The sequence below is a fragment of the Peribacillus sp. TH14 genome, from assembly GCF_016651145.1.
In the GTDB taxonomy this organism is placed as follows: Bacteria; Bacillota; Bacilli; order Bacillales; family DSM-1321; genus Peribacillus; species Peribacillus butanolivorans.
Genome location: NZ_JAEKEK010000001.1, coordinates 4847483 through 4870025, shown reverse-complemented (window position 1 = coordinate 4870025; position 22543 = coordinate 4847483). Strand labels below are relative to the sequence as shown.

At 36.6% G+C, this 22543-nt stretch carries 16 protein-coding genes and 3 pseudogenes; 4 read left to right on the top strand and 15 right to left on the bottom strand.

All coding sequences use genetic code 11. From position 1 onward, the window contains the following. Positions 1 to 5: 5 nt before the first annotated feature. Positions 6 to 200: a hypothetical protein gene (locus JFU50_RS23560; RefSeq protein WP_201224391.1), complete on the bottom strand. Its 195-nt coding sequence runs from the start codon at positions 198 to 200 to the stop codon at positions 6 to 8. A gap of 688 nt (positions 201 to 888) precedes the next feature. On the opposite strand from JFU50_RS23560, the gene JFU50_RS23555 reads away from it, so the two are divergent. The 3 genes from JFU50_RS23555 (at position 889) to JFU50_RS23545 (ending at position 3881) form a co-directional block, all read left to right on the top strand. Further along, positions 889 to 1275, top strand: a complete 387-nt coding sequence (locus JFU50_RS23555; RefSeq protein ID WP_201184882.1) for a BlaI/MecI/CopY family transcriptional regulator — start codon at positions 889 to 891, stop codon at positions 1273 to 1275. Position 1276: 1 nt separating this feature from the next. Then, positions 1277 to 3079 carry a BlaR1 family beta-lactam sensor/signal transducer gene (locus JFU50_RS23550; protein ID WP_201224389.1) on the top strand — a complete coding sequence of 601 codons (1803 nt, stop codon included), beginning with the start codon at positions 1277 to 1279 and terminating at the stop codon, positions 3077 to 3079. A gap of 604 nt (positions 3080 to 3683) precedes the next feature. Then, a complete protein-coding gene (locus tag JFU50_RS23545) occupies positions 3684 to 3881 on the top strand; it encodes a YolD-like family protein (RefSeq protein WP_201253570.1) in 198 nt (65 codons plus the stop codon). A gap of 110 nt (positions 3882 to 3991) precedes the next feature. Here JFU50_RS23545 and JFU50_RS23540 read toward each other — a convergent pair. The 11 genes and pseudogenes from JFU50_RS23540 to JFU50_RS23490 form a co-directional block, all read right to left on the bottom strand. Next, a pseudogene (locus JFU50_RS23540) lies at positions 3992 to 4268 on the bottom strand (HU family DNA-binding protein). A 152-nt stretch (positions 4269 to 4420) separates the two neighbouring features. Beyond that, positions 4421 to 4661: pseudogene (locus tag JFU50_RS23535) on the bottom strand (DDE-type integrase/transposase/recombinase); the annotation flags it as partial. Between the two features lie 5 nt (positions 4662 to 4666). Further along, positions 4667 to 5418, bottom strand: a pseudogene (locus tag JFU50_RS23530) (SDR family NAD(P)-dependent oxidoreductase). Positions 5419 to 5578: 160 nt separating this feature from the next. After that, the gene (locus JFU50_RS23525) at positions 5579 to 7039 is read right to left on the bottom strand and encodes a CoA-acylating methylmalonate-semialdehyde dehydrogenase (protein WP_201224385.1); all 1461 of its coding nucleotides are present in this window, start codon (positions 7037 to 7039) and stop codon (positions 5579 to 5581) included. A 34-nt stretch (positions 7040 to 7073) separates the two neighbouring features. Continuing rightward, entirely contained in the window at positions 7074 to 8276 is a 1203-nt protein-coding gene (locus JFU50_RS23520; protein ID WP_201224383.1) for an iron-containing alcohol dehydrogenase, read from the bottom strand. Positions 8277 to 8478: 202 nt separating this feature from the next. Beyond that, positions 8479 to 9543: an enoyl-CoA hydratase/isomerase family protein gene (locus JFU50_RS23515; RefSeq protein ID WP_201224381.1), complete on the bottom strand. Its 1065-nt coding sequence runs from the start codon at positions 9541 to 9543 to the stop codon at positions 8479 to 8481. Positions 9544 to 9730: 187 nt separating this feature from the next. Continuing rightward, the gene (hisD, locus tag JFU50_RS23510; protein WP_201224379.1) at positions 9731 to 11023 is read right to left on the bottom strand and encodes a histidinol dehydrogenase; all 1293 of its coding nucleotides are present in this window, start codon (positions 11021 to 11023) and stop codon (positions 9731 to 9733) included. 242 nt (positions 11024 to 11265) lie between these two features. Next, entirely contained in the window at positions 11266 to 11913 is a 648-nt protein-coding gene (locus JFU50_RS23505) for a ThuA domain-containing protein (protein ID WP_201224377.1), read from the bottom strand. A 32-nt stretch (positions 11914 to 11945) separates the two neighbouring features. Further along, positions 11946 to 13811, bottom strand: coding sequence for a thiamine pyrophosphate-binding protein (locus JFU50_RS23500; protein ID WP_201224375.1), 1866 nt, complete (start codon positions 13809 to 13811; stop codon positions 11946 to 11948). A 317-nt stretch (positions 13812 to 14128) separates the two neighbouring features. After that, a complete protein-coding gene (locus JFU50_RS23495; RefSeq protein WP_201224373.1) occupies positions 14129 to 15517 on the bottom strand; it encodes an MFS transporter in 1389 nt (462 codons plus the stop codon). Positions 15518 to 15628: 111 nt separating this feature from the next. Further along, positions 15629 to 17173 (bottom strand): GMC oxidoreductase, encoded by a 1545-nt coding sequence (locus tag JFU50_RS23490; RefSeq protein WP_201224371.1) that lies wholly within the window; start codon positions 17171 to 17173, stop codon positions 15629 to 15631. A 560-nt stretch (positions 17174 to 17733) separates the two neighbouring features. Here JFU50_RS23490 and JFU50_RS23485 point away from each other — a divergent pair. Beyond that, positions 17734 to 18645: a LacI family DNA-binding transcriptional regulator gene (locus JFU50_RS23485; RefSeq protein WP_242489092.1), complete on the top strand. Its 912-nt coding sequence runs from the start codon at positions 17734 to 17736 to the stop codon at positions 18643 to 18645. Between the two features lie 103 nt (positions 18646 to 18748). On the opposite strand, the gene JFU50_RS23480 is transcribed toward JFU50_RS23485, so the two are convergent. From JFU50_RS23480 to JFU50_RS23470, 3 genes are all read right to left on the bottom strand, one after another. After that, positions 18749 to 19915, bottom strand: a complete 1167-nt coding sequence (locus JFU50_RS23480; RefSeq protein ID WP_201224369.1) for an MFS transporter — start codon at positions 19913 to 19915, stop codon at positions 18749 to 18751. Positions 19916 to 20254: 339 nt separating this feature from the next. Next, positions 20255 to 20713, bottom strand: coding sequence for a VOC family protein (locus JFU50_RS23475; protein ID WP_201224367.1), 459 nt, complete (start codon positions 20711 to 20713; stop codon positions 20255 to 20257). Positions 20714 to 20823: 110 nt separating this feature from the next. After that, positions 20824 to 22296, bottom strand: coding sequence for an amidase family protein (locus JFU50_RS23470; RefSeq protein ID WP_201224366.1), 1473 nt, complete (start codon positions 22294 to 22296; stop codon positions 20824 to 20826). Positions 22297 to 22543: the final 247 nt, after the last annotated feature.

Sequence of the window (22543 nt, the reverse complement as noted above, 5' to 3'; positions counted from 1 at the left end):
CTTCCTCAAATAGGCCTGATTTGCAGTTTTTCATTTACTGAAGATAATAAAGCAATCAGCCTACCATAATCTTGTTTCGATAACATTTGAGAAAAGCTCTCAAACCTCTCTTTTTGTTTACTCTCTTTTGAGCATCCAGATATAAATATGTAGCAAAAAATCATCATAAACAGTACCATAAACGGTTTAGTCTTTTTCACTACGTTACCTCCTATAAAAACAACTTGTTAAACTCTTTCCATTCCATGAATTTTTTAAATGATAATTTATTATCTTTGTCTACTAAATGCGCTGACTTTGTTAAGTTTTTGAGAGGTTGTTTACTATTTCGACATTATTTAAGGTGTTGTATCTTTTCTTTCACATTAGTTTCTCCACTCTATCTTGCTAAATTTCCCCCTCACATTCCATTTTTCCGGAAAATAGTTGTCTACTGTTATTCCAGAAATACCAAGAAAAAGAGCTATTACCATCATCTATATCCCCTGTTTACCACTTATGAAAATATTACATATGTAGTTTTTGAAAGTATTACACATGTAGGATTTGGAGTCAATACTTTTATTCTTAAAGTGATAGCTATATAAAAAACAAAATATTATAGTCGTAAGTTTTAAGGTAAAGAGTAGTATACAAGAATCTTTTTAAAATAAGAATGTTGATAGGTAGCATGAAGAATAAATAAAAGTAGGTGTTACAATGTTGAAAAAGAAAAAAACAAGTTTCTCCTATCTTTTTTTCATTTAATCTACAGAAATGTAGATCTTAAATATTACGTATGTAATATTTAAGATCAATGTTTTTTCTTTATCCTATCGTTTCATTGACTTCTTAAAATATGAACAATATAATTAAATTATTACAATCGTAAGTTTAAGGATGGTTTATATGAAAAAATTACCTCAAATTTCAGAAGCAGAATTAGAAGTTATGAAAATAATCTGGAAACACCCTAATATCAATACCAATGAGGTTATTGAAAAGTTATCCAAAACTAGTAAATGGAGCCCTAAAACAATTCAAACAATGTTGTTACGGCTAATAAAAAAAGGAGCACTGAATCATTATAAGGAAAGTCGTGTATTTGTTTATACACCAAATGTAGCTGAAAGTGATTATTTAGAAATTGAGAGTCGTAGTTTTTTGAATCGTTTTTATAATGGTACTCTTAATTCTATGGTATTAAACTTTTTGGAAAAAGATAAGCTGTCAGATGATGAAATTAATGAGTTGTATCAAATTTTAGAAGAACGTAAGAACAGAAAGAAGGAATAATATGGGCGACTCTTTCTTTTCTCTCTTTTTCATCAGTAATATTATATTGTCTGTGATTTTTTGCATGATCATATTCATAAAAAAAATATTAAAGATTCAAATAACTGTAAACACCCAATATCATATCAGTGTCATTTCTCTTTTGACATTGATTGCTCCCTTTATCCCCTTTCATTTTCTAAAAATAAACTCTTTTTTTGACTGGATGATAAACTTGGGAAGTAATTCAAAATTATCTGATATCCATTCTACAGGTAAAACGAAAGAAACAATTGTTCAAAATGCAAATTGGCTACAAGATTTTTCTATGTCAATTGAGCAATCGTCTTTCAGAATGATGGATTCTGTCTTTTTCATAGTGTGGATATTAGGAATGATTGTTATGCTTATGGCTACTTTATATAGCAATCTAAGAATTGGCAAAATAAAAAAAAGCCTACAAGTAGTTGAAAACAAAGAGTTATCAGCGCTTTTTTATACATGTAAAGAGGAAATACATTTTCATAAAAAGGTTGTCTTAGGATATTCCTCATTGATAAAATCACCCATTACCTTCGGGATTATCAATCCATATATTGTCATACCAAAAGATATTTCAAGGCTTTCTATTGACGAGATGAAATGTGTATTGCTTCACGAGTTATACCATTGTAAACGTAGAGATATGCTAGTAAACTATTTCATGTGTCTGGCCAGAACTGTTTATTGGTTTAATCCTCTCGTATGGTATTTCTTAAGGGAAATGAAAACAGAGATGGAGATTTCTTGCGATTATGCAGTTTTAAAAACGCTAGATAAGGAATCACATCTCAAATATGGTGAGGTTATTTTAAAATTTGCTTCTCTTTCGCAACGAACATCATCATTGTTAGCTGCTTCGGAAATCAGTAGCTCATACAAACAAGTAAAAAGGCGTATTGTTACAATCGGAAATTTTCAAGTAGAATCACATCTGCTAAAAATGAAAAGTAATCTAGTATTCATCATTCTTCTTGCGATCATTTTGATTAGTATTCCTTCGATATCTGCATTGGCGGCTGTGAACAAAGAAACACATCCTTTTTCTCATACCAATGTAGTGTACAAAGATTACAGTAGCTTTTTTGATGAACTTTCAGGGAGTGCGGTACTGTATGATTCCAAAATGAAACAGTATACTATATACAATAAGAAAGAAAGCACTACTAGATTCCAACCTACTTCCACTTATAAGATATTCAGTGCATTGTTTGCGCTAGAATCTGGGATTATTACAAGGGACAATTCTCAAATGAATTGGGATGGAACCCTATATCCATATGAGGAATGGAATCAAGATCAAGATTTATTCTCAGCTATGGAAAGCTCCTCCACATGGTATTTTCAAAAACTTGATCAACAGATGGGCAAAAAGAAATTGCAGAATTATTTTGAACAGATAAATTATGGAAATGGCGATTTATCTGGCAATATAACTAATTATTGGCTAGATGCCTCTCTAAAAATTTCTCCTGTTGAACAGGTAGATATTTTGAAAAAGTTTTATGATAATGAATTCGCTTTTGAACAATCTAATATTCAAACTGTGAAAGACTCCTTACTTTTAGAAGAATCAAATGGTAATTTGTTATCTGGAAAAACGGGAACCGCAGTTGTAAACGGGGAAAATATTGATGGTTGGTTTGTGGGATATGTAGAAACTGTAGATAATACTTTTTTCTTTGCCTTTCATATTCAAGGTGAAAAGCAAGCAGGTGGAAGTTCTACTGCAAAGATAGCACTTTCCATTTTGGAGAAGGAAGGTATTTATCAATCTGATTTCTGATAGAAATGATTTTACATCTAGTTTTTCTTTTTATTTTATAGATAAATATATACGTATGTGATATAAATAATTGCAAATTTGTGAAAAAGGTAATGTTGTTCGAATTATCTGATGTCACACAATAGGTGGCATAGGTATTACTGGAGAAGAGGAACCGCAAAGTAAAATCTGCGGTTTTTTTATTTTCAAAAAAATAAAGGAGTGATTCCATTGCTTCATCATATTAGTAAGTATTCTTCATCCATTTTCTTTATAGCGATCAGAATAGAAGTCACGGAGAATGAAATTATAAACATCTTTTAGTGAATAGTTATTTGTAGTACGGTAATATTTATTGAACCAATTGTTGTTTTTGCTCACCGGTTTTACCCTTAGCCATCTTTTCTGTGTTAACAGGCATTTTAAGCTACTCCTTCAACCATTCTATTATTAGTATAAAGTTCTATATAAACTTATATATTCCTTTTATTCTCAAGCCTCTGCATTGAAAACGTTCCTCAACAATCTGGCCCTTTGTTTAATAAAAAAATCCTGCTTCACAACAGGACTTTTGATCAAACTTTATTATAAACGATCAGACTTAATTCAAAATCCACACTTTGAAATGCTGTTATCAGAAAGCCTAGAGGAAAAAACACTTTTAAACATTACTACATGGAAAGATGGCTACTTTTCTTCAAGGATCGGATCGGTTACAAAATTAGATCCCTACGAAAAGAAAATCTTCATTCAAGATGAATTGGATTCGGAAATTACGCTCAACTTTTTTAATATTGTTGACGTCAAGAACCATAGCAATTAACCTATGTGAAAACCGATGCGAAAGTAAAAACCCTAACTTTTCATAAAGAAAAAAATACTCTGGAGAATATCTCATCCCCAGAGTATTTTTACACTAAACAACTATTAATTTTATTTAACAGCCTCTTTTAATTCCTTACCTGGTTTAAAAGCAGGAACTTTGGAAGCCGCAATTTGTATTTCTTCTCCTGTTTGTGGGTTTCTACCCGTTCTAGTCTGCTCGCTCGCGCACATCAAATGTGCCAAATCCAACTACTTGGATTTTTTCCTCTTTAGCGAGCGTATTGGCGATCGTTTCAAACAAAGCATCCACTGCTTTTTTCGCGTCTCCCTTTGTAAGTTCTGCTTGTGTTGCTACTTGAACCGATAACCCTAACTGTTTCGCCATTTTTTTGACGAGTTTCTTCTATTATATAAGGTTATTTTTAATATCTCTTTCGTATTTTTTAACCAACTTAAAAAAGTCGTCTTTTTAAGGCCTAAATTCGTTATGGCTTTAACGGCTGTAATCTCTCCTGATTTCCATGGGTTATCGACTTGATTTTGTTCCACTCTATTATTGAGATATCTAAAAAATTGCCTTAGTTGTATGCCTTCAGATTATGTTTCCCTTTTTTAACTCTTGAAGTGCTATAGGGTAAGCAGTGTTCTCATCTACTGTTTACACGAGAGGTTTAGACACGTGCGAAAAAGCCAAGGCTTTCTTAATAAAGCGCTTGGCTGCATGTTTATTTCTTGATTTGCTTAAATACCAATCAATCATATGCCCTTCTGAAAGTACAACATCTATATGCCAAAAGTATTTCCACCATTAACTGATAAACATTGTCCCGTAATAAATTTTGCTTCATTGGATGCCAAAAATACAACAGCATTTCCAATATCTCGAGGCTCACCCATTTTACAAAGAGGAACGCCTTTTTTATATTCACTCGTATCTATTCCCTCGTGTCTTTCTACTGGGATAAAACCTGGATTTATTAAATTGACCGTAATGCCAAAAGGTCCTAATTCACTTGCCCAGGAACGTGTCATTCCAATTTGGGAAGACTTTGCTGTTACGTAGTTTGAAAAATTTGGATTTCCCATCTGAATAACTTCGCTTCCGATATTAATAATTCGACCTTCGTTTTTTTCTTCATTCCAGGTAAAATAGCTTTTGTTAATAATAAAGGTGCTTTTACGAAGAAATTAAGTTGATCTAAATAATCGTCCCATGTACTTTCTTCAATAGATAACTCAGGTTGGGGGCCAGTGGCATTATTAATTAAAATACCAATGCTTTCACCGACTTTTTCCTCAGATTGTTTTACAAGGTGTTTTACTGATTCCTCATCTGTCACGTCCCCTTTGACTAATAGAGCTTTTCCTCCAGTAGATAGTATGAAATCAACGGTTTGTTGTGCTGCTTCTTGGTTAGTTGCATAGTTGACAATAACTGTTGCACCTGAATCGGCTAAAGTTGCACTTATATGTCTTCCAATTCCTCTTGAACCGCCTGTAACTAATGCAATTTTCCCATTTAGATTGTGAGTCATATTACCATTCCCCCTCCAATTTTAGAAATCCTACATTAAATTAAGCAACATGAAAATTTGAAAACAGAGAGTGGATTCTTAAGCTAGTAAGTTAAAGGAAGACATAAACTGTATTTTAGGGATTGTTTTTTCTTACTCACTCTTCTTCCTAACTATCTTTCTAGTAACGGGCTGTGACCATTTTTTTTCTTGTGAAGAATTCAACGCCATCTGTACCATTGGCATGCAGATCCCCATAGAAAGAGTCTTTCCAACCAGAGAATGGGAAGAATGCCATTGGTGCAGGAACCCCTACATTCACACCTAGCATGCCAGATTCGATATTTTCACGGAATTCGCGTACATTTGCACCACTATCTGTATAAATACAAGCACCATTTGCGAATCGAGAATTGTTAGCCACATCAATTGCTTCTTCTAATGTTTTGACACGTACAATAGATAACACTGGTGCAAAAATTTCATCTTGCCATATTTTCATTTCTTGTGTTACGTTATCAAAAATAGTTGGCCCAACAAAGTAGCCTTTCCCGTTCACAGCTGCATCTTCACGGCCATCACGAACTAATTGAGCTCCTTCTTTCACGCCCGAATCAATGTAGCTAAGCGTACGTTCTTTATGATTTTCACGAATAACAGGTCCTAAGAATACATTCTCCTCTAACCCGTTGCCAATCACAATATTGTTCGCTTCTTCTACTAATCTGTCGATCAATTGATCTGCAATTTCTTCTTGCACAGTTACAATCGATGCCGCCATACAACGCTCTCCAGCTGAACCGAAAGCTGCCCCGATAATTTGTTTCGTTGCTATATTTAGATCTGCATCATTTAGCACAATTGAATGATTTTTCGCACCAGCCAACGCTTGAACACGTTTTAAGTTCTCTGTTCCTTTTTTGTACACATACTCAGCTACTGGCTGTGAGCCAACAAATGAAATAGCTTTAACTAATTTATGTTCAAGAAGGCCATTTACCACTTCATGGGCACCATTGACGATGTTTAGTACGCCTTTTGGTAAACCAGCTTCTTCAAATAATTCTACTATTCTTGCAGCTAAAAGTGGTGTTCGCTCTGATGGCTTTAATACAAATGTATTACCACAAGCAATCGCAAGTGGGAACATCCAACACGGCACCATCATTGGGAAGTTAAAAGGTGTAATACCACCAATAACTCCAATTGGATAGCGATACATACCAGACTCAATGCCTGTTGCAATATCAGGAAGCTGTTTCCCCATCATTAATGTAGGAGCTCCTGCTGCAAATTCAACACATTCGATTCCACGTTGTACTTCCCCATACGCCTCGTTAAAGCTTTTCCCATTTTCAATTGTGACTATTTTCGCTAACTCATCCCAATTTTCTACTAATAATTGTTGGTATTTAAACAGGATACGCGCACGTTTTGGCACAGCTGTTTTTGACCATCCTTTAAAGGCTTTGTTAGCTGCTTGTACAGCTTGCTCTACATCTTCTTTTGTTGAAAGTGGTACTTGAGCAATGACTTCACCTGTAGCTGGATTATATACAGATTCCGTTTTGGCCGTAGATGATGCTACCCATTCACCGCCAATATAATTTTTTATTACTTTTGTGTTAGTTGTAGTTGACATTTTGTATTCTCCTTTTTAATAAACTAGTAGACTTTTATGATTTAATTGTATTTTTGTTGGCCTGAAAATCATAATCAAAACAGTAGTAATATAGATCAACTATTTCTTGGTGAGATGGCACTTTTGGGTTATTTGCGGGACTGCCACTTGCTATAGCATCAGTTGCCATCTTATGAACTACTTGTTGAAATTTATTTTTATCGATTCCCCACTTTTTCATATTCGGGATATTCAAATCGTAACAAAGCCGCTTAATCTTATTGATAGTCACATCTGCTAACTCTTCATTTGTCGAAGTTTTCAATTCGGGAGATATAACTCTACCAATTGTTGCTAATGCATCGATGGCAGATTCTTTAGTAAATTCGAGTACTGCTGGAAGCAACATGGCATTTGAAATACCGTGTGGCACGTGAAATAAAGCTCCAATTGGTCGTGACATCCCATGAACTAGCGTGACGGAAGCATTAGTAAAAGCAAGGCCAGCTTGCATAGACGCAATTGCCATTTTTTCTCTTGCATCCAAATTCTCTCGGTCTTCATAAGCTATTCTTAAATGATTCAAAATAGCTTCTATCGCCGAAAGTGCAAAATTTTCTGTTAATGGTTGTGATAAACGTGATATATAGGCTTCAATTGCATGGCAAAGTGCATCAATTCCTGTTGCGGCGGTAACTGGAGGTGGTGTTGAAATTGTAAGAATTGGATCCACAATAGCTACATTTGGAAGGAATGATGGATGTTTAATCATCATTTTAATATCTTCCTTAGTATTGGTGATCACTGTTACGTTTGTTACTTCTGAACCAGTTCCAGCCGTAGTTGGAATTGCAATGAGAGGAATAGGTTGTTCCTTAATTGTAGAATTCTCTCCCATATAATCACCAATATATCCACCATTGGTTGCTACTACTGCTACAGCTTTGGCAGCGTCGATGCAACTGCCTCCTCCTACCGCCACAATGACATCACATTGCTCTCTTAAGCAAAGATTAAGTGCTTCATTGATATGTAAATCCGTCGGTTCAGTGTTAACATCCAAATATGAAACATAAGAAACATCTGAACCTTCTAAATATTTTCCGCATTTTTTTACAAGACCTATTTTCTCCATTATACGATCACTTATCAAAAGTACTTTATTACCATGAGCTACAACTTGTTCCCCAAGCTGAGTTAAAGAATTTTGACCGTATATAACTGAGTTAGGCATACGAAACTCTGAATATTCTCCCATAATTCTCCTCCTTTCATTATCTTTTTTCTTTCAAAATAATGCTCAATTCTCCTTTATTAAATGTCATAACATCAATGTGCTCCCATCCTTTAAAAAAGAAGACTCCTGATGAACTCAGAAGTCATCTCTTGTTTCCTTAAGCCCACTTGTTGTTGTTTAACTCTCTACTTTTAAGAGTCACATTTCATAGTGAAGATTCCTTTTAATTTGAAATATTAATATTATGATTAAAATGCCTCTCTATATCCTCTTTACTTACATCAGCTAAAGAATTTGGCCTCCAATGTGGTTTACGATCCTTCTCAACTAACACAGAACGAACTCCTTCATAGAAATCATGATTCTTCATAAAATTCATACTTAATTTAAGCTCCATATTAAAACATGAAGTAAGTGACTGATTATTTCCCTTCTGTAATTGGCTTAAAGTTACTTTCAATGAAGTTGGAGATTTAGATTGGATTGTAGATTTTGTTTTAGATGCCCAATCGTCTCCTGAATCAGCCGCCATACCCAATGAAGCAACAATTTCTTCCAAAGTTTCATATGCAAAGTGTTTATCTATTTTTAATTGCAAGGCGGATAGAGGAGATTTTTCTACTAGATGAGAACAAAAGGAATCTAGTAACTCACAAATTTGTTTCCTTGCATCGTCCAAATTCCAATTTTTATTTTGAACCTCGTAAATGAATTCCTCCCAACGAGTACTTTCCATATAACGATTCGCAGCTCCTACATAAATTACATCAGCAGACTTTATAGTTGCCCCAGTTAGCGCAAGGTAACGTCCTACATGACCAGGCATTTTATTCAGAAAGTAACTTGCGCCTACATCAGGGAAGAAACCGATATTCATTTCAGGCATGGCCCATTTTGTTTTTTCTGTAACAATCCTTTCACTTGCCCCGACAGATAATCCTACACCACCTCCCATAACAATACCATCCATATAAACAAGAATTGGTTTTGGGTATTGATGTATCATTAGATCCATCCGGTATTCCGTAGTAAAGAAACGGCGGGCATGTACTTCTACGTTAGCGTTCCGTTGATTATAGAAGAATCGCATATCTCCTCCAGCACACAAACCTTTTGTTCCTTCTCCTGAAATACAGATTAACGACACTTTTGGATCTGCTCTCCACGTATCTAAAGTTGTCTTCATACTCTCTACCATTTCTGCAGTAAGAGCATTGAGTGCCTGAGGACGGTTCAGTTTTAACCAACCTACTCCCCGGTCAATATTACATAAAATGTTAGTTTCCATTTAAACCTCCATTGACTTAAGGATTATGTTAATAGCAAGAGGTTAACATCTTTCCAAGTACAGGAATCAATCTATTTCTACTACTCGCATGTGAATTTCCGAAGAATGACTTTTTATACCCCAAGAAGGGGAAGGAGTCCATAGTACCAAAACACCAAGATTGACTTCCTACATTTCTGCATCAAGTTCATTTCTTACTTAGCAAATTGTCTTCATACTCTAGGCGAAGACGTGCAGTGATGGCATGACCCTCCATCCGTTCTGCATCACAAATCGCTGCAACATGTGGAGCCACTACTCTTGTTCCCTCTTCCGATACTTTCTGGTACGTCAGAGTTTTTAGGAATTTTCCAACCCATAACCCGCCAGTATAACGAGCTGCGCCGTCAGTAGGCAACACATGGTTAGTCCCAATCGCTTTATCTCCATATGCAACCGTTGACCGTGCTCCAATAAATAGTGACCCATAGTTGGTTAGTCGATTAAAATACCAGTTATTATCGCTCGTCTGAAGTTCAACATGTTCAGAGGCGATCTCATCAGCTACTTGAAGTACTTCTTCCCGGTTGTCGCATAAAATAATTTCACCTCGATTTTTCCATGCCTGCTCCGATACTTCAGCAGTAGGCCAAGAGGTCTTCAACCACTGTTCCACTTCCTCGATAACCTTCTGTGCAAATAATTCCGAATCAGTGACCAATACCACCTGGGACGTGGGGCCATGTTCAGCTTGTCCCAATAAATCAGCTGCAACAAGCCTAGCATCGGCGCTCTCATCAGCAATCACCAACGCTTCAGTTGGACCTGCTAGTAAATCGATACCTATCGGGCCGAATAGTTGTCGTTTCGCCTCAGCCACATACGCATTGCCTGCGCCTACGATCATATCTACAGGTTTGATACCGTCCACACCATACGCCATTGCTGCAAGTGCTTGAACTCCGCCAAAGCAGTAAATCTCATCCGCACCAGCAGCTGCCATCGCGTAAAGTTGTGGGGCATGAATGCCCCCTTCTCTGGTTGGAGGTGCGCATGCGATAACGCGTGACACACCCGCCGCCTTTGCAGTTGTAATCGTCATAATAGCAGATGAGATGAGAGGATATCTTCCACCTGGTACATAACAGCCGACTGCATTTACAGGGACTAACTTATGCCCAAGGGTGACGCCGGGCATAGTTTCGACCTCTAGGCTACCTATTGTGGATCGTTGACGTCTAGCAAAGTTATCTACCTGTTCACGGGCAAAATCAATACTAGCTCGCAATTCAGGTGGCGTTTCTCGTCTTGCCTTCTCAATCATTTCTTCATCGACACGGAACGATTCAGGGTTCCACATATCAAACTTTTGCGAATATTTTCGTACCGCTTTGATGCCTTGTTCTTTTATATCCTCCAGGATCTGTTTAACTGTCTGACTGATTTCTGGACTAGCAGATTCAGACGCCTGTTCTGCACTTTTTAGATAAGTAATCGCCATAGCTTATTCTATCTCCTTTCGATTTAACAACTTTTATTCAAAATTGGAAGTTCATTTTAAATATATCTTTTGCTTTAAGAGATGAATCATCGAAATTATCAAGATTCATCTCTTAAAGATCAATATTTTTATTTCATGTTTTGCAATATTCTATAGGTTCTTAAGGTGACTGGTTTTAAAAAGTAAGTGCATTTAGTATTATTTTTATATTAATTACCTATTCTCTATCATAAATAACTAGTTTACCTCGTGGCCCAACGGATTCCTCGTATAGTCAGTTCCATTACCTCGGGGATTTCAAACTCCTTGGTACTATGTCCCAATGTGTGATAAAACACTCGACCTTTTCCCCATTGTCTCTTCCATGCTACTGGCATCTGGTTGCCTTTCAACCAAGTAAACTCATCCCCGTCCATCACTGTTGTCGCAATCACATCATTACCGGGATCCGTATGCATATAGTACTGTTCTGAGAACAACTTAAAGCTCGAAAGTCCATCCGTCAAAGGATCATCCTTTGGAAAATCAACTTCATACTCTATAAAATCACCTGGATGTCCGAGAACATGCCCCCCCAAAACCATCTTGAAGAACTTATGGGGATGACTACTGTCGAATGCCCCGGCTAATGCATGCCAACCAACTAGACCCACGCCTCGCTCGATAGCTTTAACCAGCGCCTGTTCTTGCATGATACTGAGTTCATCGGCAGTCCAGATAGGAATAATTACATCAAACTCATGTAAGCGATTTGACTCCAGGATACTTAAGTCATCAGTACACTCCACCACATACCCCTCAAGCAAACGATTAACTGTCAAGTCAGCCAATTCGGTTGGATAATGCCATTTCCATCCGCCATGTAATACCAATGCTTTTTTTCTATTCATTTGATTTCCCTCCCAAAAAAATCAAATTTTGCTTATAGATGTTGCTGAAGAGATCGGTGCTTCGCGTAATCATCTCGTCGTTCTTTATCCATGTAGTCCGCCACTGGGAAGTCCCACCAACCTGGAGTAAACGGCCCTGCTGCATCCCTTGAAGTCATTGCTTCTATTAATGTAGGTCCATCTGTTTCTAAGGCTTCTGCGAGAGCTTTAGCCACTTCATTTGGCGTTTCTGTTCTCCAAGACTTAAGTCCGAAATTTTTAGCTACTTCAGAGAAATTTGGTGTGTACGGCTCTCCATTTTTCAAACTAAATTCAGCTCCAATATGCCGATTGGTCAGTTTGCGCTGGCCACCGCGAATAGACATATAACCCATGTTGTTTAAAATCAAGAAAACTACAGGAATATTGTGCATCACTGCCACCGCAATCTCAGGTAATGACTGCATAAAATCCCCATCACCAACAACACATACAACTTTTTTATCTGGCTTTGCCAATTTTGCTCCGAGAGACGCTGGAACAGCCCACCCCATTGGTGACCAGCTTCCTGAGTGAATATAAGTCCGTGGCTCATATAAAGGAAATCCTTGTTTAATTACACTTTCACAATTCCCTGAACCTGCAGCCACAATTCCGTCACGAGGAAGTACTTTACGTAATTCAGCCAATACACGTTGTTGGGTCATTGGTGAGCTATCACTCTCTCGGCGCGGAGCAAGCTTTTGTTCCCACTCTTCCTTTTTCTGTTCAATCTCAAGATGATAACTCCCGCGACGTTCATTCATTTCCTCTGCCTGCTCTGGCGTTATGATCTCCAACAGATCCTGTAGGGCAAACTTTGCATCGGCTACAATTCCCACTTCTGTTGGATAGTTCTTTCCAATCTCCTGTGGATCAATATCAATGTGAATGAGCTTGGCTGGAGGGAAAGAGTACGTCACTCCCTTTACATAACTTGAAGAAGAACTATCCGTGAATCGACAACCAACTGAGATGACTACGTCTGCATTCGCTGCTAGAAAATTGCCGCTAGTTGTTCCCGTATGACCAATTGCCCCTGCAAATAGAGGGTGATCCTCAGGCATAGCACTTTTTCCATTCCATGTTGTTACTACAGCTGCCCCAACTACTTCCGCCAGTTGACGCAATTCAGGTGAAGCTTCTGCCGTGATGGCGCCACCTCCGACAACAATCACTGGTCGTTCAGAGGACAACAGTAATTTTGCTGCGGCTTCGATTGCCTCTGGGTCAGGACGAAGTCTTCCCATCGGCATTCTTTTCTTAAGATCATGAATTTCAACATCTGCACTTTCAGCTTGTACGTCCATTGGAACTTCTACATGTACGGGACCTGGTCTTCCACTCATCATAGAGTTAAAGGCACGGTGCATAATGAACGGAAGCTCATCAACTCGGCTGACTTCCCAATTTCGCTTAGTTACTCCTTCAGTGACGCGATTAAAATCGTTAGAGTGGTAACGATCTAATTCCTGCATGCATCCGTGACCACGCATATGGGTTCCAACCCCACCAGTAAGAAGAAGAGTGGCTGTCGAGTCGGCATAGGCTGCGGCTAATCCAATTATCGTATTTGCTGCACCAGGACCCACGGAAGTCATAGCAGCCATCGGTTTTCCAGAAGCACGGTAATATCCGTCTGCGAGATGAACAGCACTTTGCTCGTGCATCATCTGGATAAAGGGAATTTCACAGCCTTCCTGATGGAAAGCATCCATTAGTGTCCAGCTTCCGTGACCAGGAATACCTGCAACATAAGGAACTCCATAATTTTTTAAAGCCTTCGCAATAATTTGACTACCTGTTAATGTCTTACGACTACTTGCATCATTACCCAATTTTTCGACTTCATTTTTCACGGTATCGATTGATTTGCTCATAATTTTTCTCCTTTTCTCGTTTTGTTGACCGGTTCACCTATACGATAGACCCCAAAATTGAATCACTCTTATCAGGATTACCTGTTATATTTAGTTTTTTGTTGACCGGTCAACTTAACATATTGAATCAATTTTTTTCTTTGTTGACCGGTTCACTAACAAAACTAACATTTTAATAATTTTTTGTAAAGAACATTTTTTATATAATTTAATATATTCAGATAAATAGCTCTACTATCACACATGACAATTCCTTCTTAAACTTGTCTCATAGCAGTTATCTTTTTTTCATAACAAAGTGCTTGGAGGCTCCACCATTACGGTCTTCTATCATTTAACTCGTTAAGAATTTGTCCATGGTATCTGTCTAGCTTATAGAACAGGAGTGGAAGAATCTGAAGTGCTGTGAATAAAATGCCACTAGTAAACAGTATAATGGAGATGGCGTTTCGAGCTCCATCCGTAACTGCGTTTGGGTCATACCCCGCCCATCCTAATGCATACCCTACGAGTGCAGAACCTATCGCAATACCGAATAAGGTAGCGAAGCTATATGAAGAATATAGCAAACTTTCACTTTTCTTCCCAAATTTCCACTCTTGATAATCAACTGTATCACTCAACATCGCATAGATCGCTGCAAAACTCACTCCCATTAAAATGTAGGTGATTAGCATCAAAATAGTAAAAAGGATAGTTTGTTCACCTAGAAAGATTAGAAGAATAAATGATAATAAAGCTCCGGCAAGGGCGATGAGATTTCCATTTCTATTACCAAATCGTTTTAAAATAGGGCTTGCAATTAGGCCACCGACGAAGTTGCCTCCATTGACCACTACCAATAAAATTGTAGCCATTGCAGGTACGTTTAGAACATACGCTGCATAATAGATAATGATACCAGACACCGCTCCTAGTCCTAAGTATTGCATTAAACAACTAATAGTAAGCAATATCCAAGGTTTATTTTTAAACATATTGATTACTTGTTTCCTAGTTTCATCTTTATCTCCTATTTCTGTATACTCTGCAAATCGTTCTTTACAGTTTTTAAAAACAAGGAAAAACATTATTGTACCAAGGATAGAATATAAGGCCATCACAATTGGGAACCCCAACTGCTGATTTCCATTCCCGAAAAGGCTGACTAATGGCAAGGTACAAAAAGCTACAATAGTAGCACCCATCCCCATTCCCATCGTACGATAACTACCTAATTGTTGCCTTTCATGCTTATCCTGTGTCATCATTGTTAGCATTGAACCATAAGGAAGATTGACCGCTGTATAACAGAGTCCTAGTAAAAAATATGTTATATATGCATATATTAGTTTCCCGGTATCTGAAAAATCTGGTGTAATAAAGGTTAATACACTTAGAACCCCAAGAGGTATGGATAGGTAAAGCAAATAAGGCCTGGCTTTTCCATGTTTACTTTTAGTTCTATCAACTATAATGCCCATCACTGGATTAGCAACGGCATCGCATATTCTTGTAATTAAAAACAAGGTGCCAACTGCTGCTGCTGAAATACCATAAACATTGGTATAGAAAAAGAGTAAATAACTCGCGGTCATGCCCCAAATAAAATTTGAAGCCATATCTCCTAATCCAAAGCTCACTTTCTCCATTACTCCTATCTTATTTGATCTGTCATTCAAACTTGTACTCGTTTTTAATGTATCCGCTTTCAATAATTCACTCATTCTTCTCACTTCCCTTCTTTTAATTACATACCTTACTCAGTTTTCGTACATTTAGTAATGCATCTAGTTTTAACCTTCATTGATTTCCATAATCAGGCCATTTTTACAATTTCACTTTGACAAATGCATACTTTCACCAGCTGGTAATATGGTCTTTTGCTTAAGTAGATGATTCCCAACACGCAACGCTTGTGCAACGATAGTTAGAACTGGATTAAGTGCTGCTGATGATGGGAAAAACGATGCATCCATGACATATAAGTTTTGAACCGTATGGGCTCGACAGTATTGATCAAGGACTGAGGTAGCAGGGTCATTACCAAAACGAATCGTACCGCACTGATGGGAATTTGTTTCTATTCCCCCCATCGGCTGAGCCACTAAGATTGGATATCCAGCCCTCTTAAGCATTTTTTTTGTCTCTTTAATTAATTCTTTATGAGCATTCAGGTTATTCACTTTATATTGAACCTGAATCTTACCGTCTTCGGTTAAAGTCACGCGATTTTCATTATCTGGGAGATCTTCGGACATAAGTAAGAAATCTATACTTCGCTTTGCAACACCGTTCAGAATTGGGTAAGGGATGAACGGCTTTTTATCTTTCATCATAGATCCTTGCAGTTTCCCAAGCATTTGTACATTTCCCATAGGGTAAGGGAAAGTAGAGCTACCAAAGTAAAAGTCATTAAGTGCAAATGTTTTTTGGAAGACAGTCGGATTTTCCTTAGGCTCCAAAGCAATGACCGCAGTGTTAATATGCATCATATAATTACGTCCAACTAAGCCCGATTGGTTTGCTAATCCTTCAGGATGCTTGGCATTCGCCGAACGTAAAAGTAAAGCAGCTGAATTTACAGCACCACATGAAGCCACAATAGTGTCAGCCACTGCTATATAAATTTTTCCATCCTTCTCAAATTCGACTGCAGTAGCACGACTTCCACTTTCATCAGTCAAAATTCGATGAGCATAAGCATTTGTAATCATAGTTACATTCTGAGATTTAAGTGCTGGCTGTATACAGCACACATCCGCATCGCCCTTCGCATGGATATTACATGGGAATCCATCACATGTTTTACAGCGTATACATTTCCCGCCCTCGTGTAAGTCAACAGCCATAGGAAGATGAAGAGGGTTCAGACCTTGTTTCTTCAACCTAGCTGCAATTTTTTCTAATGTCGGTTCATGAGGAACTTCTGGAAAAGGAAAAGGTGAAGACCGCGGTGGATCCGTTAAATCTTCTCCTGATTTACCATGTACAAGATAAAGTTCTTCAGCACGAGCATAGTAAGGTTCTAAGTCTTCATAGTCTATCGGCCAAGCTGGCGAAATACCGCCCTCATGTTTAATCTCCTTAAAGTCTTCTTTTCGTAATCGGTACATAACAGCACCATAAACTTTTGTATTACCTCCCACACAATAATTAGTTCCTGGCGAGAAAGGATTTCCCTGTTCGTCGTACCAGTATTCCTTCGTCTTATAGCGTTTTTCTGTGAATACTGCTTTCGTATTCCAATTTTCTGGTTCCTCTGGCAGATAGTCGCCACGCTCTAAAATCAGAATTTTCATTCCGCTTTCTTTTAATGCGTAAGCCAAAGTCCCACCACCAGCACCAGTACCGATTATAATGATGTCATAGTGCTTTTCCATTTCTTTTATCCTCCCATTTTTTTAGGTGGATGCCAATTAGGATAATAAATTTCTGTTATCCTACTAACACTCAATTACTTACGATGTGCAAACCTTAATAGACATCCGGGGATAATTGTTTCCCATCCACCCTTTCAAAATCTTGCTAAAAACATTAACTTCATTTTTGTTGACCGGTTCACTTGATACAAGAGGCTCAAACTTTCCCCATCTGTTATCAGGCTCACCATTTACTTTTTTGTTTGTTAACCGGTTAACCTTTCTTGTTTTTTTGTATTGAAAATATTTCTTAATAAAATTAACATCTAATTACTTTTTTGTAAAGAAAAGATTGAGAAAATTAAATTTATTTAGAAAATTAAATCTAACCAGTTCTTTGTGTTGCATTAGAACCAACCTATCTTTATAATTTATATTAAGTTAACCGGTCAACGGAGGGATTATGGAAAAAAAGTTACTATTCGCGATGTAGCAAAGCATATACAGGCGTATCACGTACAACCGTTTCTAATATAGTTAACGGTATAAACAAAACATCGGAAGAAACAAAAGAAAAAGTATTGAAAGCAATTAAAGAGCTTAATTATCAACCTGATTTCACTGCAATCAGCTTGTCCAAGAAAAAATCAAATATTATAGGTGTCGTAATTCCTACATTTGATGATTCTCTTGCCCCTATTTTTAGAGAAAACCATTACTATACTGAAATTTTGGGTGGAATGGAGTATGTCTTTAAGAACCATAACTATGACCTTTTCATCTCTGGTATGATGAATCCTATTGAATTCAAAAATTGGATTCAAAAACGAAATTTAGATGGTCTCATTTTTTTAGGGTTATTTCCTGAGAGTGTTTATAACGAAATAAAAACGTTAGATATACCGATTGTTTTAATAGATAATTATGAAAAACATGGAGTAAACTATCCTAATATAAGAATTGATGATGAACTGGGCGGGTATATTGCTACAAAACATTTAATTGGTATGGGTCATAAACGTATTAGTTTTATGGGACACGATTTAAAAACGATCTCAGTAGATGAAAAACGACTTAGTGGGTATATTAAAGCACTACAGGAAGCTAATCTTTCTTTGAATGAGGACCTATTATTTGATGGTACAGGTAGTTTTTATGAGGTTGGCTTTCAAATGGGGTTAAAGCTATTAGAATTAGGAGATAAGGCAACAGCTATTTTTGCAACTTCAGATATTTTAGCGGTTGGTATAATTAAAGCACTACTAGAACATGGAAAGAAGGTTCCAAAAGATTATTCTATCGTTGGATTTGATGATCTAGTAATTAGTCGTTATTCAATACCCAGTTTGACGACAATTAGCCAGAATGTATTTAATAAAGGAGTCCTTTCAGCTCAAACTATTTTAAATATAATTGAACATGGAACGTCTGATCCAGTAAGTATTAACCTTCCTATTGAACTTATAGTAAGAAAGTCTACATCATTTTTATAAATATTCATATATATGTTTCTTGTCACCTATGTAGTTTATAATCGACTTTTTATGCAAAACAATCCACCTCTATGTTAATAGAGGTGGATTGTTTTAGATCGATTTATATATTTTTATACCTTTTCTTAACATTTAAAAAATCCTTATAGACTAAAACAGCAACAACAATAAAACTTAGACTAACAACCCGGAAGATCATCTCTAAACTAATCCATTCAGCTAAAATACCTAATACAAAGGAGCTTACTCCAACACCAACGTCAAAACTGGAAAAGAAGGTTGCATTGGCTGCGCCACTTTTTTCTTCACTTACCTTTTGAACCGTCCATGTTTGTAAACATGGCATAACAGTTCCATAACCTGCCCCAAATAAAATCGCAGCAATTATAAGATGAAGATCATTTGTCGCATATGACAGCATAACAAGTGACAAAAATCCTAACACAGCTGACATAATGATGATAGACCAAGGTCCTTTTTTGTCATACCATTTTCCGGTAAACGGACGTAGTAAAGTTGCTACTGTTGCATTGATAAGGAAGAATAGAAAAATATGATCTAATCCCTTTTGTTTCCCAAAAAGAACTAAAAATGTAATAATCGCTCCAAAACCAAGTGTTGTAATAACCGTCAGTAAAGCTGGGAACCATACGTCTTTTTCAAAAATCATATCTAAAAATCGAAATGGTTGCTTCTCACGCTTTACAGTAGTAGGTGAATATACAAATTGAAGCGCAATTACTGCCAATAGGCTGAGTACTACTGATGACCAAATTAAAATATCGAAGGAAAAAGAGTCATAGATAAGGATACCTATACTCGGTGCAATGATAGCCCCGACCGTTGTTGAAATAGAAAAATACCCCATTCCTTCTCCTAACCGTGTCTTAGGAATTAAGTCGACTACTATTGTACTATTCGCTGTGGTTGATACCCCCCACGCTGCGCCATGGAAAAGTCGTAACAATAGAAAAAGCCATATAATATTAAGAAAAGGATACAGCATTGTAATAATCATTAAAGCTGCACTTGCACTAATAGCTAGACTTTTCCGTTGGTTATCAATTAAATAGTACCCTACAAAAGGTCTGATTAGAACAGCGCCTATCGTAAATAATGATGTCACTAAACCTACTTGAATGGAAGATGCATTCATACTTAACAAATAGGCTGGCAAAATAGGGAGCAACATTTCAAACCCTATAAAAACTAAAAAGTTGCTTATAAATAAAAAAAGAAATGATTTATTAAAGATTCTTTGATTTTTCATATAATTATTCCTCGCTTCTAAATTATTTTTTCTAAGTTAGAAGCGTTTGGAACACTGAAACGTTTTTCAATTGCCTAAGTTTTTTAGTCAATTGCCTCACCCTCTCTAAAACTCCTTAAAAATTTATCAAATCATTATATCAGACTTCCCCATTATAAACAAACGACTTTTTTAAACAACTATAATATAACTTAAATGAATTTATTGTAAATGTAACAACTTTATTGTCACTCTACACGATAGTTGAATAAAGAAAAAGTCAGCCTTAAAGACAGCTCCGATCTTTAGCTAACGCACCCGTTAGTTGAAGTATTTTGCGAATATTATTTCAGATGCAAACTACATTTCATTTATTTGTTCCCATTCACTTAAATACATACGTTGCTTAATTTTTTTCGGGTTTTCTAGTTTACAAATTAATTCTAAACTGTTTCCGTCTAGGTCATTAAAATGAATTTTAGCGTGTGCATATTCTTCGTGCGGCATTACAAAAGGCTCAATAGGTTCAAACCCAAAACCCTCTCTTGGCTTATAACCTTTATTTTCAAGCCAAACAACTGAGTTTTTTAAATCTTCTAACGCTACTTGAAAAGCAATATGTCTTATTGATGGATGATACTCAACTTCTACTTTATCTGTTTCCCATAGTCCCAACCAACTTTTATCTTTTTCAATCCATAGAAAAGCCAATCTGTCTTCAACCTTGTGATCAAATTGCAAACCAAGTCCTTCATAAAATTCAATTGAACGATTTAAATTACTTACTGGTAAATGTGCTTCATATAAACCTTTTATCACTGATATAGCTCCTTTTATTATAATTCTCTTCTATTCTTTTTTTCTTAAACAACTAATCTGTCCCTTTAGTTTTGATTAAAAATGATTTAAAAAAGAGAGTATAGTATATATCAACATGTTATTTTTGGGCTTCTACGATGCTTTGTAGCCTGCTCAAAGGCAAAAGCGAGTTTTATTAAAACCCCTTCGCTAAAAGCAGTACTTGCCAAAGTGACACCAAAAGGTCTTCCACTTTTCATATATCCAGCAGGTATAGCTATGGAAGGATAACCAGCTTTTGCACATATTGTTGAACCTATATACGAAGGGAAAAGTATCGCATCAAGATTATACTTTTTTAAGGCAAAATCAATACCCTGTTCCTGGGAAAAATACAAATCTTCTAATTTTGCATTCAAATATTCAGGATTTCTTAATGTGTTAGGGAAACTTTCTCTTAGCTCCAACTTATTTTGACCGTACTTTAATGCTTTTTCTTCGATATTCTTGTTAAACTGAATTAATTCAGCAATAGAATGCACAGGTGTATTTGATGGTAATTTTGAAAGATAATTATCTAAGCTATGTTTCAATTCATATAATGACACTCCCCAGCTCCATTCCCTATGAAAAGAAGGGATCTCTATATTTTCAAAGACCTGTGCGCCTTCGTTTCTTAGTGTTTGAATGACATTATTAAACAATGCCTCATCGTACTCTTCAGAGTCATAATAATCATTAGAGGCTTTGTTGAATACTCCAATTTTAGCATCCTTAAGACCCATAGAATCTAAATAAACTGTATAATCCTGTTGTAACCTTCCTTCATTTTTATGTGTAGCAGGATCAGCCTTATCAACTCCAGCTAAAGTTCCTAATAAAATTGCTGCGTCTGTAACAGTTCTTGCGAATGGTCCTGCTGTATCTTGAGAATATGTAAAGGGAATAATCCCACTGCGACTAACTAAACCGACAGTAGGTTTAATACCGACCACCGAGTTTGTAACTGCTGGACTAAGAATAGAAGCATCTGTCTCAGTACCTACTGATAATACAGTAAAATTTGTTGCAACCGCCACTGCTGAACCTGAGCTTGAACCACCAACATAAAGATTAGCATCCCCATATGGATTTAATACTTGTCCGCCTCTTGAACTGTAGCCAGCCCACATTTCAAATGACATCCCATTAGCTAATTCTGTCATATTCGTCTTACCTAAGATAACCGCGCCTGCTTTACGGAGTTTTTTAACAAGAAATGCATCTTTACCACTAATATTATTCTCAAGTGCAATTGTTCCTGCACTTGTATGCATTGAATCATTTGTTTCAATATTGTCTTTAATAAAGACAGGAATACCATGTAAGGGTCCTCTAACACCTTTTGTTACTCTTTCATAATCTAATGCTTCAGCAATGAATATTGCGTCAGGGTTTATTTCAAGAATAGAATTTATTTTCGGGCCGTCTTGGTCATACTTTGCTATTCTAGATAGGTAATACATTACCAACTCTTTTGAAGATACTTCTCCATTTCCCATAGCTTTTTGTATGTCATTAATCGGTAACTCTTCTCTGAAAAATTCATTAAAATTAATTCCCATTAAACTCTCCTTGTACTATCAAAGTTAAATTGATTTATATTTAGATCTATAGTTCTATTCTATATATAAATTCAGTAATCCTTCTTCAACTATCTGGCCCCATTTGTTGAACAAAGGTCAAACAGCATTCTTGAACTATCCTACCCCTTTAGCTCTATAAGAAAAGGAGCTGTTGATCAGCTCCTAGTAATGAAGTAAAGCACCTGTTAGCATTCCTGTAGAGCATTAATTATCGGCTTTGAAAAAA